Source organism: Leuconostoc sp. BM2 (assembly GCF_002095565.1).
Lineage (GTDB): Bacteria > Bacillota > Bacilli > Lactobacillales > Lactobacillaceae > Leuconostoc > Leuconostoc falkenbergense.
Window position 1 is genome coordinate 1 of the sequence record NZ_MOWQ01000001.1, and the last position, 13,959, is coordinate 13,959.

General features: G+C 39.4%; 11 protein-coding genes, 1 pseudogene and 1 riboswitch. All 12 genes and pseudogenes read right to left on the reverse strand.

Annotation, left to right across the window (positions count from 1 at the left end; genetic code table 11):
- Positions 1 to 333: 333 nt before the first annotated feature.
- Complete coding sequence (gene guaA, locus BMG01_RS00005) at positions 334 to 1,878, reverse strand: glutamine-hydrolyzing GMP synthase (protein ID WP_036067708.1); 1,545 nt, start codon at positions 1,876 to 1,878, stop codon at positions 334 to 336.
- 3 nt (positions 1,879 to 1,881) lie between these two features.
- Positions 1,882 to 2,868, reverse strand: a complete 987-nt coding sequence (locus BMG01_RS00010; protein WP_004913718.1) for an IMP dehydrogenase — start codon at positions 2,866 to 2,868, stop codon at positions 1,882 to 1,884.
- 19 nt (positions 2,869 to 2,887) lie between these two features.
- On the reverse strand, positions 2,888 to 4,021 hold the full coding sequence (locus BMG01_RS00015; protein ID WP_004913721.1) for an IMP dehydrogenase: 1,134 nt from the start codon (positions 4,019 to 4,021) through the stop codon (positions 2,888 to 2,890).
- Between the two features lie 183 nt (positions 4,022 to 4,204).
- A riboswitch (purine riboswitch) is annotated at positions 4,205 to 4,301 on the reverse strand.
- 74 nt (positions 4,302 to 4,375) lie between these two features.
- Positions 4,376 to 5,659, reverse strand: coding sequence for a C40 family peptidase (locus tag BMG01_RS00020; RefSeq protein ID WP_004913724.1), 1,284 nt, complete (start codon positions 5,657 to 5,659; stop codon positions 4,376 to 4,378).
- 200 nt (positions 5,660 to 5,859) lie between these two features.
- Positions 5,860 to 6,045, reverse strand: a complete 186-nt coding sequence (locus tag BMG01_RS00025) for a 2-hydroxymuconate tautomerase (protein ID WP_004913726.1) — start codon at positions 6,043 to 6,045, stop codon at positions 5,860 to 5,862.
- 26 nt (positions 6,046 to 6,071) lie between these two features.
- Positions 6,072 to 7,055, reverse strand: coding sequence for a YitT family protein (locus tag BMG01_RS00030; RefSeq protein ID WP_004913729.1), 984 nt, complete (start codon positions 7,053 to 7,055; stop codon positions 6,072 to 6,074).
- A gap of 124 nt (positions 7,056 to 7,179) precedes the next feature.
- Positions 7,180 to 8,397: an OFA family MFS transporter gene (locus BMG01_RS00035; RefSeq protein WP_004913732.1), complete on the reverse strand. Its 1,218-nt coding sequence runs from the start codon at positions 8,395 to 8,397 to the stop codon at positions 7,180 to 7,182.
- Between the two features lie 224 nt (positions 8,398 to 8,621).
- Positions 8,622 to 9,515 (reverse strand): zinc metalloprotease HtpX, encoded by an 894-nt coding sequence (htpX, locus tag BMG01_RS00040; RefSeq protein ID WP_004913735.1) that lies wholly within the window; start codon positions 9,513 to 9,515, stop codon positions 8,622 to 8,624.
- The gene (locus BMG01_RS00045) at positions 9,515 to 10,063 is read right to left on the reverse strand and encodes a LemA family protein (protein ID WP_036066952.1); all 549 of its coding nucleotides are present in this window, start codon (positions 10,061 to 10,063) and stop codon (positions 9,515 to 9,517) included. The genes htpX and BMG01_RS00045 overlap by 1 nt, the downstream gene beginning before the upstream one ends.
- 10 nt (positions 10,064 to 10,073) lie before the next feature.
- Positions 10,074 to 10,988: pseudogene (locus BMG01_RS00050) on the reverse strand (hypothetical protein).
- Position 10,989: 1 nt separating this feature from the next.
- Positions 10,990 to 11,838 carry a hypothetical protein gene (locus BMG01_RS00055; protein ID WP_004913744.1) on the reverse strand — a complete coding sequence of 283 codons (849 nt, stop codon included), beginning with the start codon at positions 11,836 to 11,838 and terminating at the stop codon, positions 10,990 to 10,992.
- Between the two features lie 114 nt (positions 11,839 to 11,952).
- On the reverse strand, positions 11,953 to 13,896 hold the full coding sequence (locus tag BMG01_RS00060; RefSeq protein ID WP_036067710.1) for a polysaccharide biosynthesis protein: 1,944 nt from the start codon (positions 13,894 to 13,896) through the stop codon (positions 11,953 to 11,955).
- Between the last annotated feature and the right edge of the window lie 63 nt (positions 13,897 to 13,959).

The window sequence follows — 13,959 nt, forward strand, 5'->3', positions numbered from 1 at the left end:
GACAGTGCGTTCTTGAGATGATAAACTAGTCATGAGTCGCAGTTCCTTTATGGTTGTTTTAGACAATTACCATTAAAGGCGCTGCGGCTTTTTTATTCAAGTGTTCGGTTTAATTTTACAATCTACCATATATCATGCCTCATTTAATTTTCAAATATCGTCTTTTCTTGCTGATACTCACTATTAAAATGACAAGATTTCATCGTTATCGATTAATTATCATGTTGCCTAATTGATAAATTGCATATTCATTAACTATAAAAAGCAAACATGTTGTCCATGTTTGCTTTTAAAAATTTAAAACGTAAAAAACTTTTGTTTTGATTAGTTGGGTTATTCCCACTCAACAGTTGCCGGTGGCTTAGCGGTAATATCATACACGACACGGTTAATATGTCCTACTTCATTAACGATTCGTGCTGAGATTTTTTGAAGTAATTCCCACGGAATATGAGCAAAGTCAGCCGTCATACCATCAACAGATGTGATTGCGCGAATAGCAATTGTATAATCATACGTACGGTAATCACCCATCACACCGACCGAGCGGACACCAGTTAATACGGTGAAATATTGCCAAATATCACCTTCAAGACCAGCTTTAGCAATTTCATCGCGTAAAATCCAATCCGAATCACGCACAATTTCTAATTTATCTTCGGTAATATCGCCAAGAATACGGATACCCAGCCCTGGTCCTGGGAAAGGTTGACGCCAAACCATTTCATGAGGCATATTCAACTTTTCACCTAACTCACGAACTTCATCCTTGAATAAAGTATTAAGAGGTTCAATCAACTTAAATTGCATGTCTTCAGGTAACCCGCCAACATTGTGGTGAGACTTAATAGTTTGTGCAGTATCTGTACCCGACTCGATGACATCTGTATACAGTGTGCCTTGTGCTAAAAACTCAATCCCATCAAGTTTTTTAGCTTCATCATTGAAAACTTGAATAAACTCATTACCAATAATTTTACGTTTTCTTTCCGGATCTGTTACACCAGCTAACTTGTCCAAGAAACGCGATTGTGCATCAACTTTGATAATATTCAGACCAAATTTACCACCAAGCATGGACATGACTTGTTCAGCTTCATTTTTACGCAACAAACCATGATCTACAAAAATGGAAGTTAATTGATTCCCGATTGCACGATGCAATAAAACTCCAACAACGGAAGAATCAACACCACCTGACAAACCAAGTAGCACTTTTTTATCACCAACGATTTCACGAATTTTGGCAATTTGATCATCAATGAACCCACTCATGTCCCAATTTGCCGTCGCACCAGCAATATCTTTAACAAAGTTCTGCAAGATTTGCTTTCCGTTCTCCGACAATGTTGTCTCGGCGTGGAATTGGACACCATAGAGACGTCGCTTCTCATCAGCAATGGCTGCAATCGGTGTTTTGTCCGAACCACCAATTACTTCAAATCCTGCCGGCAATGCGGTCACATTATCAGAATGGCTCATCAGAACCGTCTGTGAAACTGGCGTATTCGCCAAAAGTCGCCCCGCGTGTTCAGTATGATTTAAAATTGTTTGCCCAAATTCACCATTACCTGGATTTGCTTCGACTTTTCCACCTAAGTTTTGCGCCATTAATTGCATGCCATAACAAACACCCAAAACAGGGACACCTAACTCAAATATTTCATTATCAATTGTAAAAGCATTTTCTTCATAAACGGATTTAGGACCGCCAGAAAGAATAATTGCCTTTGGATTGTAATCTCTAATTTCTGAAGCCGTCATTTTTCGTGACTTTAATTCAGAAAAGACACCCATTTCTCGAAAACGACGAGTAATGAGTTGATTATATTGACTACCGTAGTCAAGAACTAAAACTTTATCTAGTGCGTCAGCCATGAATTATCCTTTCGCGTAGTTAGGGGCTTGCTTGGTGATTTCAACATCATGCGGATGTGATTCACGAAGGCCATTATCTGTAATCTGCACAAACTTAGCATGTAATTTTAAATCTTGAATTGTTGCAGACCCAGTATAACCCATACCAGCCCGAAGGCCACCATCAGTTTGGAAGATGGCATCATCAATTGCCATATCACCGCCCTTAAACGAGCCATCTGCTTCCAGAACTTCTCCTTTTAAAAGATCCGAAACAAGCGTTGCATCTGCACCAGCAGCCAATGCTTTCACGACATCCCCAGAGTAATGAACACCGCCAACAGCAATGACTGATTTGTTGTCATAATTAGATGCTACATCTGCTATACCCATCGTCACTGTCAAAAATGGATAAGTCAAATCATTTGGCAAGGATGAATTGACACAGCGTCCTGCTAGAACCGCGTCGGCACCAGAATCATAGATTTGTGCAGCTACATTTGGATCCTCTATAACACCAACAGCTACCAACAACTGTGGATATGCTTGTCTAGTTGCCTTTATGATTGTTATTACACTATCATCCAAATCAGCGTGTAAATAGAAGAAAATAGCGTTCACACCAGCATTTACCAAGGCGTCTACACGCTTGCTAGCGTCAGCACCCAACCAAACTTCAGCACCAACAACCAATTTTCCTTGATCATCTGTCAAAGCATTTGGAAATTTTTGTTCATCGATGACAGTAGATTTTGCTGACTTGACTAGTTCAACTTGTTCATCCACTGATTCTTGTTGCACAAAGATACCCAAGCCACCATTAAGTGCAATTGGTACAACCCGTTCATCTGTTTCAGAATCATACGCTTCAGAAATTAGTGGTATATTTAATTTGAAATTTGGTGCTAATTGACTTGTTAATGAGACTGTATGTGGTAAAACATTTGAGGCGCCTGGTACAAGTAAAGCTTGATCATAACCTAGGCCAATAAATTGAGTTGATTCAGACATGATTTCTCCTAAGATTAATTTAAAAAAGAGTGGGTGCTTTTTGTGTCAAAATGGCTTCAAAATCAACAGCTTGAGTAGATTTTGCTAAATGATCATTTGCCACTAGTCCAGCTACCGCTGATTCACCTACTGATGCCATTTCTTGACGCATACCTGTCAAAATACCATTTAACACATCAACCAATGCGCCTTTATAGGCAACTCTAGCTTCAATACCTTCTGGCACCATCTTATTTGCTTCATTAACTTCGCCTTGAAAATAACGATCTTTTGAGCCATTTTCCATAGCAGCAATCGACCCCATACCACGATAACTTTTGTATAGGCATCCGTTATCTTCAAACGAATCGCCTGGTGTTTCTTCTGTACCAGAAAACATTGACCCCAACATCACAGCATTACCACCAGCAACCATTGCTTTGACAATATCTTCAGGTGTTTTGGCACCACCATCAGCTATGATTTTTTTCCCCCGCGAAGCGGCTTCTTTGGCGGCCTCACGTACAGCAGAGATTTGCGGTACACCAATACCTGCTACAACTCGAGTCGTGCAAATTGAACCAGGACCAATACCAACTTTGACAACATCTGCTCCGGCATCATATAGGGCAGCAGCCCCTTCGCGCGTCGCAATATTACCAGCAATAATATTAAGTTCTGGGAAGGCATTACGAACTTCTGAAACCTTACGCAAAACACCTTCTGAGTGCCCATGAGCGGAATCTAAAACAATGGCATCAACACCAGCTTCTGCCATAGCAGCAACGCGATCAACAGTATCATTTGTCACACCAACTGCACCAGCAACTAGCAAACGGCCTTTAGCATCCACGGCAGCTTGGGGATAATCTTGTCGTTCAAATTTTGCTGTCTTAACTTGGAGCACCTGCTCCGCCTGTTGGGCAATCGTCATATTCTTATGAATAACACCCAATCCACCCAATTTAGCAATTTCAATGGCAAATCGTGCCTCAGTTACAGTATCCATCGCTGCCGAAAGCAGTGGGATATGTAAATTCAACGTTGGTGTCAACTCGGTTTCCAGATTAACCTGATCGACCTTAACTGCCGAATTTTCCTCTGGCACTAGCTTGACATCTTCAAACGTTAATCCCATTGGGACAAATTTACCTTTTGAATTAAACTTTTCCATCATATTCTCCAAAAAAATTTATACTTGTAAATCCCATCGTCATTCATTGTGACACACACTAAGAAATCGACATGATATACATTCGCTAATCAGGCCTTTTTGCCAACACAATTGTCAACAGATCCGCCAAAAAATAAAAATAAAAAAACACTTGGGATACACAGATCCACAAATGCTTTTGAACGGTCAAAAACACTTGCGGATAGTCACGTCATTTGGTGCGTGGTAGAGACTGCTGGCCATTTTCCAGCACTATATCTGCAAAGTAATGTTTTAATTATTGGTTTCATGTTACACGCTTTTATGAGAAAAAGCAACTGGTTATATCAGAACAAACAGTTGCTTTTGAGTAAATTATTGTATACTACCTGCAAAACTAGGCATAAAATTAGCTGAAATTGTTTCTACACGCACGTTCATACCTGGTTGCGGTGCGGCAACATACTGATTTCCTCCAATATAAATGGCCACGTGATATGAAGCACCTTTGGTTCCCCAGAACAGCAGATCACCCGGCTGCGCTTGTAAAACTGCCTTTGTTTTTGTGTAAGATTCCTGTAAAACGGATGAATGTGGCAACGAGATACCAGCCGCCTTTTCGAATACATAACTGACCAAACCAGAGCAATCAAAACCAGTTTGGGGTGTATAACCAGCCCAAACGTAGGGAATGTTTTGAGTTGCTAACTGCTTAGCTAATGAAACAATGGCAGCACTAGCAGTTGTAACGTTTTGGTTGGCTGCTGGTGCCACAGACTCTGATTGCTCAGACTGTGATGCAGATGATGAAGCACTAGCACTTGAGCTTTGCGCTGCAGAAGCCGTAGAGTCTTGGCCTGCCTCACTTACAACAGACGATGTAGTAGATTCCGATACTGTGCTAGCATCTGGTATATTAGCAGATGACGATGTGCCTGTTGTTACCACATCTGTATCATCACTACTTTCAGTAGCTGTTACAGGTGTCGTTGGAGTAGCCTCGCTAGCCACTGATGTCGGAGCAGCTGCGCTTGAAGTTGAAACATTTTGAGTTACCGGTGCAGCACTGGCTGTCGAAGTAACCATTGATATTGCCTGAGCAGAATCAGCATTTGCCTCAGTACCATCCGTCTCATTGGCCGAATCTATCTCTGTGCTGCCAGCATTAGTGTCTATTGCGCTGTCTGAACTGCCAACTGTTGAAGCAGTTTCAACTACTTCGGGTGCTACAGACGTAGCATTCTGAGTTGCTGGTTGATCTGTCGGCAACGTCAAAACTTGACCAGCAGAAATCAAATCAGAATTATTGTTGTTGGCAACTAATGCGTCAACACTGACTTTATGGTCTTGAGCAATTGACCAGAGTGAATCACCTGCTTTGACACGGTATGTCGTTGCTTTCTTTTTAGTATTGGTTTGGGCAGCTTTTGTTTCTGCTGGCGTATTGACATGTAGCACTTTATCTTTTGGAATCGTCAAATTTGCCTTTGACAAACTGACCTCATTCGATTGCGCTAAGCCAGTTGCTTCAGCAACTGAGCTTACGGCTTTATCCACTGCGTTTTTTACTTGGTCAGCATTGACGATACTTGAACCAACGCCAACAAGACCGAGCACACCAAGGCCAGAAGCAATAATTTTTTTATCCAGACGTTCCATATATTCACCCTTTCCGCCTATATCAAAGTAGCCATAGCTACTTTGATAAAATTCTCAAATCTTAAGTTTCTCTTAACATATTAAGTTTATCATGTAAAACCTTAAGAAAATACCAAAAATTGATTATTTCATCAAATTGTCACATTTTGATAACATTACGAAAAAAAAACAACCCCGTAGGGGTTGTTTTGCTAAATAACTTATTGGTCACTTTTAAGAACACCGCCGACTGCGTAATGATCTTTTGGCATTTCTCTTAAAATAACATGTACTGCTTCGCGTGAAGCCCCGGCATCCGTAACGATTACATCGGTAATATCTTTAACCATTTTAGCGAGTTGTTCGTGTGAACGTCCTTCTAGTAATTCAACTTGTACGATAGGCATAAATAGCCCTCCTTAATATTTAAAATCTATTTTACCTGATTATCGTTCACATTTTCAAGTTGAGATTCTAATTGTTTCTCTGCTTCAATCTGTGCCTCAATCGTTTCAACTTTTGGAACAGCAATAGCTTTTTTCATTTGTAATTGTCTGTCAGAATCTAAAAACTCACCAGAAACATTAACTGTGTTCAATAAGTTAACAAAGGCCTTAGGATCAGCGCGATGGACAATTTCTTGCATTTCAAATAATTCGTAACGAGAAATCACCATCATCAAGGTAGTTGATTCTCTTTTTGTGTAAGCACCTTTGGAGGGCAGGATAGTAATACCACGTATCAAATCCTTATGAAGCGCTTCTACAACGTCATCCCCTTTTGCGGTGACAATCATCGCAGTTAGTTTCTGATATCCTGTATACAGAGTATCCACAACTCGACCTGTTGCGTAAATACCAATTAACGTAAATAGGGCATTCTGCCAACCAATGAAGAAACCGGCAACAATAACCACAACACAGTTAATAATATTCATTAACGCGCCCACAGACTTACCGGTTCGCTTTTGAACAACCATTGCAACAATGTCCATACCACCAGTCGAAAAACCGTATCGCATCGCTAAACCAATTGCAACACCTAACAGCAATCCACCAAATAATGCTGCCAGCATTGGATCAGTCGTCAACGCTTTTGTGGGTGCTAAAATTTGAATAATTGACACAAATATGGCATTTAAAAAACTTAAGATTGTAAACTTTCCACCGATTAATTTCCAACCAACAATTCCGATTGGCACGTTAAATACCATCATAAACGTTCCAGTTTGAACATTCATATGAAGAGTATGTTGCGCAAATAACGATAGCAACTGCGAAATACCATTAAAGCCACTTGAAAAAATATTATTAGGAATTAAAAACGCGTTCAATGAAATAACTTGAATGATAGAACTGGCAATAAATACGACAGCTGTTAAAAAGATTTTTCGCCAATTAAATTGAATATTTGTCATTGATATGATTCTCCTAAAATACGTGGTCACTTACCTACTAATCATATCAAATTGTATTTGTTTTGTATGCTTTTTAAATGAAATTAGTCACCAGAAAGTAGAATTAATTCAGACATATTTAACGCTAAACGATTAACATTTGGGTTGGTTTCACCATAAATCGTGAAATCAAATAGGCGATGACATACAAAATGCTAATTGCCAAAAAAACAGTTTGGTATGGCATACCTAAGACGTGCACAATATAACTCGCTAACTGATTACCAGAAAGTCCAGCTGCTGCCCATGCAGTGAGGGCTAACCCATGGATTTTAGAGATTGCTTTCATACCAAAGCGATCTGCTAGTAGAGGTGGCAAGGCAGAAAAGCCACCACCATAACCAGCATTAATTAAAAAGAATGTCCCAACCAATACAACAGGCATTAAAAAGTTACCGCTAGGCAAAAAATAAGATAACAATGACATCACGATTGAAATGCCAAAAATCAACTGATAAACACTGTTTCTATCTTTAAGTCGATCAGATAATGTCGCAAATCCAATTCGACCTGAAGCATTGAAGAAAGCATCAATACTCAAGATTGTTGTGATTGCACCAATTGAGAATACTGCACTCCCACTTTGTAACGTCAAATTCGATAAAATATCTTTTTCTTGGGAAATAATCGCTAAACCAGCCGTTATATTCAGATAAAACATCAACCAAATTCCAACAAATGTCATGTTCCCCATTAATTTTAATGGTTGAAATGGTGTTTGTAGCGGTTTCTCTTGCCAATCAATTGGTTTATGAATCAGCAGCGTACCAATCAACATCATAAGTGCAAAAACAACTGATAACAAGATAAACATCTGCCATAAACCGATAGATTTTTGCAGCGTCATCATAACCGGTGAAAACACCATTTTAGCGAGACCGAATCCAGCAACCGCCAAGCCGGTTCCCAATCCCTTATTATCTTTAAACCACAACATTAAATTTTTAACTGGGGTTAGATACCCAATTCCTAATCCAATACCCATGACAATCCCATAAAAAATATAAATACCGATTAATGACCGTTGTTGAATACTGAAACCAGTTCCTAACATACCTGCAACAAAAAATAACGTTGCTAATAAGGCCGATCGTTTAATATTTTTTTCGACATAATGTCCCAGTACGGCAGCCGAAAGTCCTAAAAATAATATCGCGATGGAAAATGCCCATTCCACATCAGGCACACTGGCACCAATATAATCAGCGACTGACTGTTTAAAAACACTCCATGCATAGACAGTACCAATACTGCCATGAATTAGAAGTGCCGGTAAGGCTGCTCGTAGCCATTTATTTTCCATTGGATTCTTTCTCCTGTGTTATATTCTGAATTTGTTACTTTTATATTTAACCATATTTGCAATACGAATGTAAAGCATTTTACGTATATTATTTTCATAAAAGTTGTAAAATAACTTTTTTTACGAACTATAATCAGTTTATATTCTTTTTAAATAATATAAAAGCAAACTTTACCACATTACATCAAAAAAAAGCATCCATGAAATGGACGCTTTCGAAAAGATTACATTTTTTCCAACCGTGCAATCCGTTCTTCAATTGGTGGATGCGTATCGAATAAATGTTCTTTATTTTTTAAAGGGTTACTAATATACAGCGCTGCTGACGATGGATCAACATCTTGCATTGGTTCTGCACCGCCTAATTTACGCAAAGCTGATATCAATCCCTGTGGATTTCGTGTCAACTCAACACTACCGGCATCAGCAAGATATTCTCTATTTCGAGAAATAGCCATTTGTACGGCTACCGCAGCTAGTGGCGCGAGTACCATCATCAGAATCGAAAATATCATCAGAATTGCCTGCAAGCCACCGCTATTGTTGCGATCATTGTCTCTGCGCCGTTCCCCACTCCCCCAAAACCACCAGTTACCACCGATATTAGTTAGCAAAGTAATGGCGGCTGAAAGTGCTAATGCTATTGTAGAAATACGAATATCATAATTACGAACATGACTCATTTCATGCCCAATGACACCCTCCAACTCGCTTCGCGTCATTATACGCAAAAGACCTGTTGTTGCTGCTACTGCCGCGTGTTTGGGGTCATTACCAGTTGCAAAAGCATTGGGGCTTTCATCTGCAATCACAAATACTCTAGGCATAGGGACTTGTGCAACCATTGCCATGTCCTCTACGGCATGCCACAATTCTGGTTGTTGGTCAGCATTCGTTATTTCTTGACCATGATTCATAGCCATCACAACAGCAGTTGAATTACTAATCATTATTGCTGTGTAAACGGCACCAATAATAATCGCAGCTACAACACCATAAACCAAAGAATCAAGCAATAGATAACCCACGGCTGCACCCACGAGCGCAACCAGAACAAAAAAAGCCACTAATAACACAATGGTACGTCGTTTATTTGATTGTATTTGCTGATACAACATTAAAACTTAACCGTTGGTACTTCTTTCTCTGCTTCAGGCACTTGCAAAAACTCACTAGGCTGGAAATGATGCACACCGGCGACAATATTTGTAGGAAATGATTGCAATCTTGTATTGTAGTTGGCGGTAGTGGCGTTAAACAATTGTCGTGAATAAGCAATTTTGTTCTCAGTATTTGTAAGCTCTTCTTGGAGCTTGTTAAAATTAGTATTGGCTTTTAAATCTGGATAAGCTTCAGCACGGGCAAAGAAACCAGATAACACACCACTTAATTGATTTGAGGCGGCCATTTTATCTGCTGGAGTTGTTGCCGCTGCAACATCTTGACGCAACTGTGTTACTTTAGTTAATGTCTCGCTTTCGTGCTTGGCATATCCTTTAACTGTTTCAACCAGATTAGGAATCAAATCATTTCGGCGCTTTAATTGCACATCAATTTGGCTCCACGATTCTTGCGTTTGCATTCGAGCTTTCACAAGACCGTTGTATATAGCGATCCATGCTAACGCAATGACTGCTATAACTACTATTACGATGATTATTGTCATAATTTCCCTTTCATTCTACAAAAACTTCTCGATGATCTTTTAAACCAACCTGATCTATCCACATATTGTACCATTGTGCCAAAAAAGGCAATTGTTGAATCAGTGAATACAGTGTCACATCTTGGTTATTATCTATGATATCATAATGCCAAAAACTATGCCCCTTGTCATCACGATTTTGAATTATATCAAGTGTCACATCTCCAATTTTTAGCGTAGCACCTGTTTTTTGTCCTTGATGGCTTTTTAACACAAAATGCTATTTTGCAGCCGCCACAAACAGACTATCAAGAACGTCAACCGGTAGGTCCTTACCTCTCATGGTCAAATCGAGGTTATTCTTGGCGTCAATCCCTATCACATCTACATCGTAATCCAATTCTTTCAGTTGTTCGGCAATACCTGTCAAACGCTGTTGGAACGATTTCAGGGCTGGCAAGCCGGCCAACTGTAATGCCTCTGTCTGAACCAATTGTGCAAATTGGTCGGTATCAAGGTAAAAGCGACGACGCGACATATCCCAATACAGTATTCGCAAATTTTGCGAAATTTCTTCGAGGTAATAACCACCCGCTACCAAAGGCGCTGCTGTGAATCGAAATGATGCATTTGGAAACTCAGCAAAATGAAGCTCCGCAACCTTTTGCAATTGAGGCAGTACGACGCTTGTCTCAGATAAAGAGGCCATGCTTGATAGCTTTGCAAAAGCAAGTGTCACCCAATGTGTACTTGGATACCAATGTTCACTAGCAACACGAAGAATTGTCGCTTCATGAACATCAAATTCAAGGATTTTATTAACGACTTCTAAGATATCAGCTGTTGTTTCAGCTTGAGACAATGTTTCCACTAATACCTGCCACCGTTGCATCACCATTAAATCTTTTTTTAATTGTTGCGCATACTCAAAATTATCGAAAGTCATATCACTTCTTCTGCAATAATGCGTTTAAATAATCTACATAAAGATGACTAATCTTTTCACCAAATGCTTTGACACTTTCAAAATAAGTTAAAATTTGTTCCAGCTCTAAGTGATGAATCGCATCATCTTTTTCTAATTTTAAAATTTCAGCTTGATGAGACTGTAATTTCTCTTTGACTTCAGGTACCCGTTGTTGAGAAGCAAGCAATAATTCACGTTTATTTTCAAGTTCTTCACGAGCTTTTTTATCGGTACGACCCAGTAAACCAGACTTATTTTCCTTCAATTGCGCCAATTGATCCTCAATCACTTGAACCTCAAGTTTTCGCTTCGTCTCATCATCTAAAAACGCCTGCAAACCCGTCATGATTTGCTTAATTTCACGGACTTGATTATCGTTATTGTTCACCCCATCTGGCAATTGCGAGACATTGTGCAAGGCCAACATCATCTTTTGATCAACCTCTAAGGTCAAAGCCAAAACATCAAGCGTGCCAATTTGACGATGGTTCCACCAATCACCTATAAAAACTTGATAAATTGCAGGTTCACCATCAATTGCTTCAAATTCTAGAAATTGAAAATGCACCTTTAAATAGTGAATCAATTCTGGCGCAAGAAAGGTGGCTAACTCATTGTGAATATCAGCAACCATCTGTGCTAGGCTGGCGTTACTGTCTGCATGCGCTCTTTGTCGAACTTGCTCATTAAATTGCTGAGAATCTAATAATTCATAAATTTGCGGCAACTGATGAGCCATAATTGCGGACTGTAACTGTCCGAGATACATTATCTTACTATCAAGCCGATTAATTAATTCCGGCTGCAATACAGTTTGTGATTCTGTCATTTGATATGCCTCCGTTGAAACAATAGTTTAAAACCTAATTTTAGCATACCGTATATAACGTCTAAAAAATACCATCTTTAGAATATTTTATGTTATAAAAAAAACGATGAACAATCATCGCTTTGGACGTAATATTTTTGGCACAAATCGCATCTTTGATCCTAATAAGTCATCGGCCACCCCAATACGAATATAGGCCATAATCAGAATAGCGCCACCGATGAATACTGCAACAAACGTTGTAATCGTTACTGATAACTTTGTATCCATCGGGAAGACAAAATTACTGAAAAAGAAAACAATTAGTCTGGCAATTACAGCCATCATAGCAGACGCAACAAACATACGCCATAGCTCGCGCCCGATTGTACTAAATGAAACACCGTACATTGACTTCAAAAAATCAAGCATATAGGCGATTGCAACAACCATGCCAATGACACTAGCCATTAAAGCACCCATTCCTTCAAAAAAACGAATTAACGGTATTTGCAAAACAATTTTAATTACAAATCCTGCTATAAAAGCTTTCATCACAATTGACACTTCTGATAATGCTTGTAGCACAAAAGATAGTAACATGAATAGACTAAATGCAATGGCTAAAATAGTCGAATATTGTAACAAATAGATACCGTCTTGATTTGAAGCCCCAATTGGATAAAACATTTTATATAACGGTCCAGCAACAGCATACATTCCCAATGCACTTGGCAACATGATTAAAGCAAATAATTTCATAACTTGCTTAAGTTGAGTTTGAATGTCAGCATGTGTTAATGTCGCTTTACTACCTGATAACATAGGCAAGGCAGTTGCCGCAATACTAGTTGAAAAAGGCACAATAATCATGATCAGTTTGTTGGGATTAGCACTGAACAAAGCAAACTGATTTAGTAATTCAGTATTAGAATTGGCAAAAAAATGGTTCATAATATCAAAGAAAGAATACTGATCAACCAGTTGGAAAAGCGTAATAGCTGATCCAATAATAATAAACGGCCATGATTCTCTTAAAATATTTAGAACTAGACCAAATGTTGGGGCGTGATGTGTCGGTTGCGCATTTTCAATTGGTTGCACCAAAATGTGACGATACCTGGCCCAGCCCCATATAAGAACCAACATACTGAAAATAGCACCGATAAACGCTGCAAAGGTTGATTGAACGACGACACCCGTCCAATTTGTAGGATTAGATTTTAGAATAACGACCGCTGTGATAAGCATATACGCGACTCGAGCAATTTGTTCAATAACTTGTGACATCGCTGACACACTCATTAATTGGTGCCCTTGAAAAATACCACGAATCATCGACATTAGCGGGAAAATTGCCACTGCAGGCGCCAACGAATGCAATACTGGTATTACATTAGCATTACCGTTAGATAACCATGGCGCCGCAATATATAAGATGGCGCCAAAGAGAATGCCTAAACCAATCCCAAGCCAAATTGATTGACGTGTGAGTTGCCGTGAACGATAAATATCATGTTTAGCAGCTAATTCCGCTACAATTTTAGAAATGGCCGCTGGAATACCAAACGTTGCAATGGCCAAAAAAACAGCATAAACATTATAGCCTTGTGTAAATAAACCATTTGCTCGGTTACCGTACACGCCCAACATCGCCATCCAAGGCAAAATGTACAATGCACCAAGAATACGTGACACCATGTTACCCACTGACAACCACGCGGAGCCTTTCACTAACGTCGCTTGGTTGTCACTGACAGCAGCTGTATCTGAAGGGGTTACAGGTTGTGATTGCGTATTTGAAGTCTCTGCTACTGTCAAACTGGGCTTCTTTTGAATGATTTTCTTACGTGCCTGATCATTTTTTTGCTTTAATAACGCAATATCAGCATTTGACATGACTATTTTTTGATGAGACTGAGGGGCTACTCCACCGGAATGTGATGGTGACTGTTTGTTCTGCACACGCTTACGTGCACGAGCTAAAATTTCCTCAGCACTCAACATTTGTCCATCGACGTTAATTTTATCGACGCGATTTCCGCTATTGAGATTTTCTGGACGTTGATCATCCGACATATTAAGTGACCCCATTTTTTGATATGTACCCTCACCTAAGTGAGGATTTGCGCAACATTCTAA

What these genes read in the sequence shown, in the direction of transcription:
- guaA (WP_036067708.1), bottom strand. Translation starts at nt 1,878, where the DNA reads ATGGCTGACGCACTAGATAAAGTTTTAGTTCTTGACTACGGTAGTCAA.
- BMG01_RS00010 (WP_004913718.1), bottom strand. Translation starts at nt 2,868, where the DNA reads ATGTCTGAATCAACTCAATTTATTGGCCTAGGTTATGATCAAGCTTTA.
- BMG01_RS00015 (WP_004913721.1), bottom strand. Translation starts at nt 4,021, where the DNA reads ATGGAAAAGTTTAATTCAAAAGGTAAATTTGTCCCAATGGGATTAACG.
- BMG01_RS00020 (WP_004913724.1), bottom strand. Translation starts at nt 5,659, where the DNA reads ATGGAACGTCTGGATAAAAAAATTATTGCTTCTGGCCTTGGTGTGCTC.
- BMG01_RS00025 (WP_004913726.1), bottom strand. Translation starts at nt 6,045, where the DNA reads ATGCCTATCGTACAAGTTGAATTACTAGAAGGACGTTCACACGAACAA.
- BMG01_RS00030 (WP_004913729.1), bottom strand. Translation starts at nt 7,055, where the DNA reads ATGACAAATATTCAATTTAATTGGCGAAAAATCTTTTTAACAGCTGTC.
- BMG01_RS00035 (WP_004913732.1), bottom strand. Translation starts at nt 8,397, where the DNA reads ATGGAAAATAAATGGCTACGAGCAGCCTTACCGGCACTTCTAATTCAT.
- htpX (WP_004913735.1), bottom strand. Translation starts at nt 9,515, where the DNA reads ATGTTGTATCAGCAAATACAATCAAATAAACGACGTACCATTGTGTTA.
- BMG01_RS00045 (WP_036066952.1), bottom strand. Translation starts at nt 10,063, where the DNA reads ATGACAATAATCATCGTAATAGTAGTTATAGCAGTCATTGCGTTAGCA.
- BMG01_RS00055 (WP_004913744.1), bottom strand. Translation starts at nt 11,838, where the DNA reads ATGACAGAATCACAAACTGTATTGCAGCCGGAATTAATTAATCGGCTT.
- BMG01_RS00060 (WP_036067710.1), bottom strand. Translation starts at nt 13,896, where the DNA reads ATGTCGGATGATCAACGTCCAGAAAATCTCAATAGCGGAAATCGCGTC.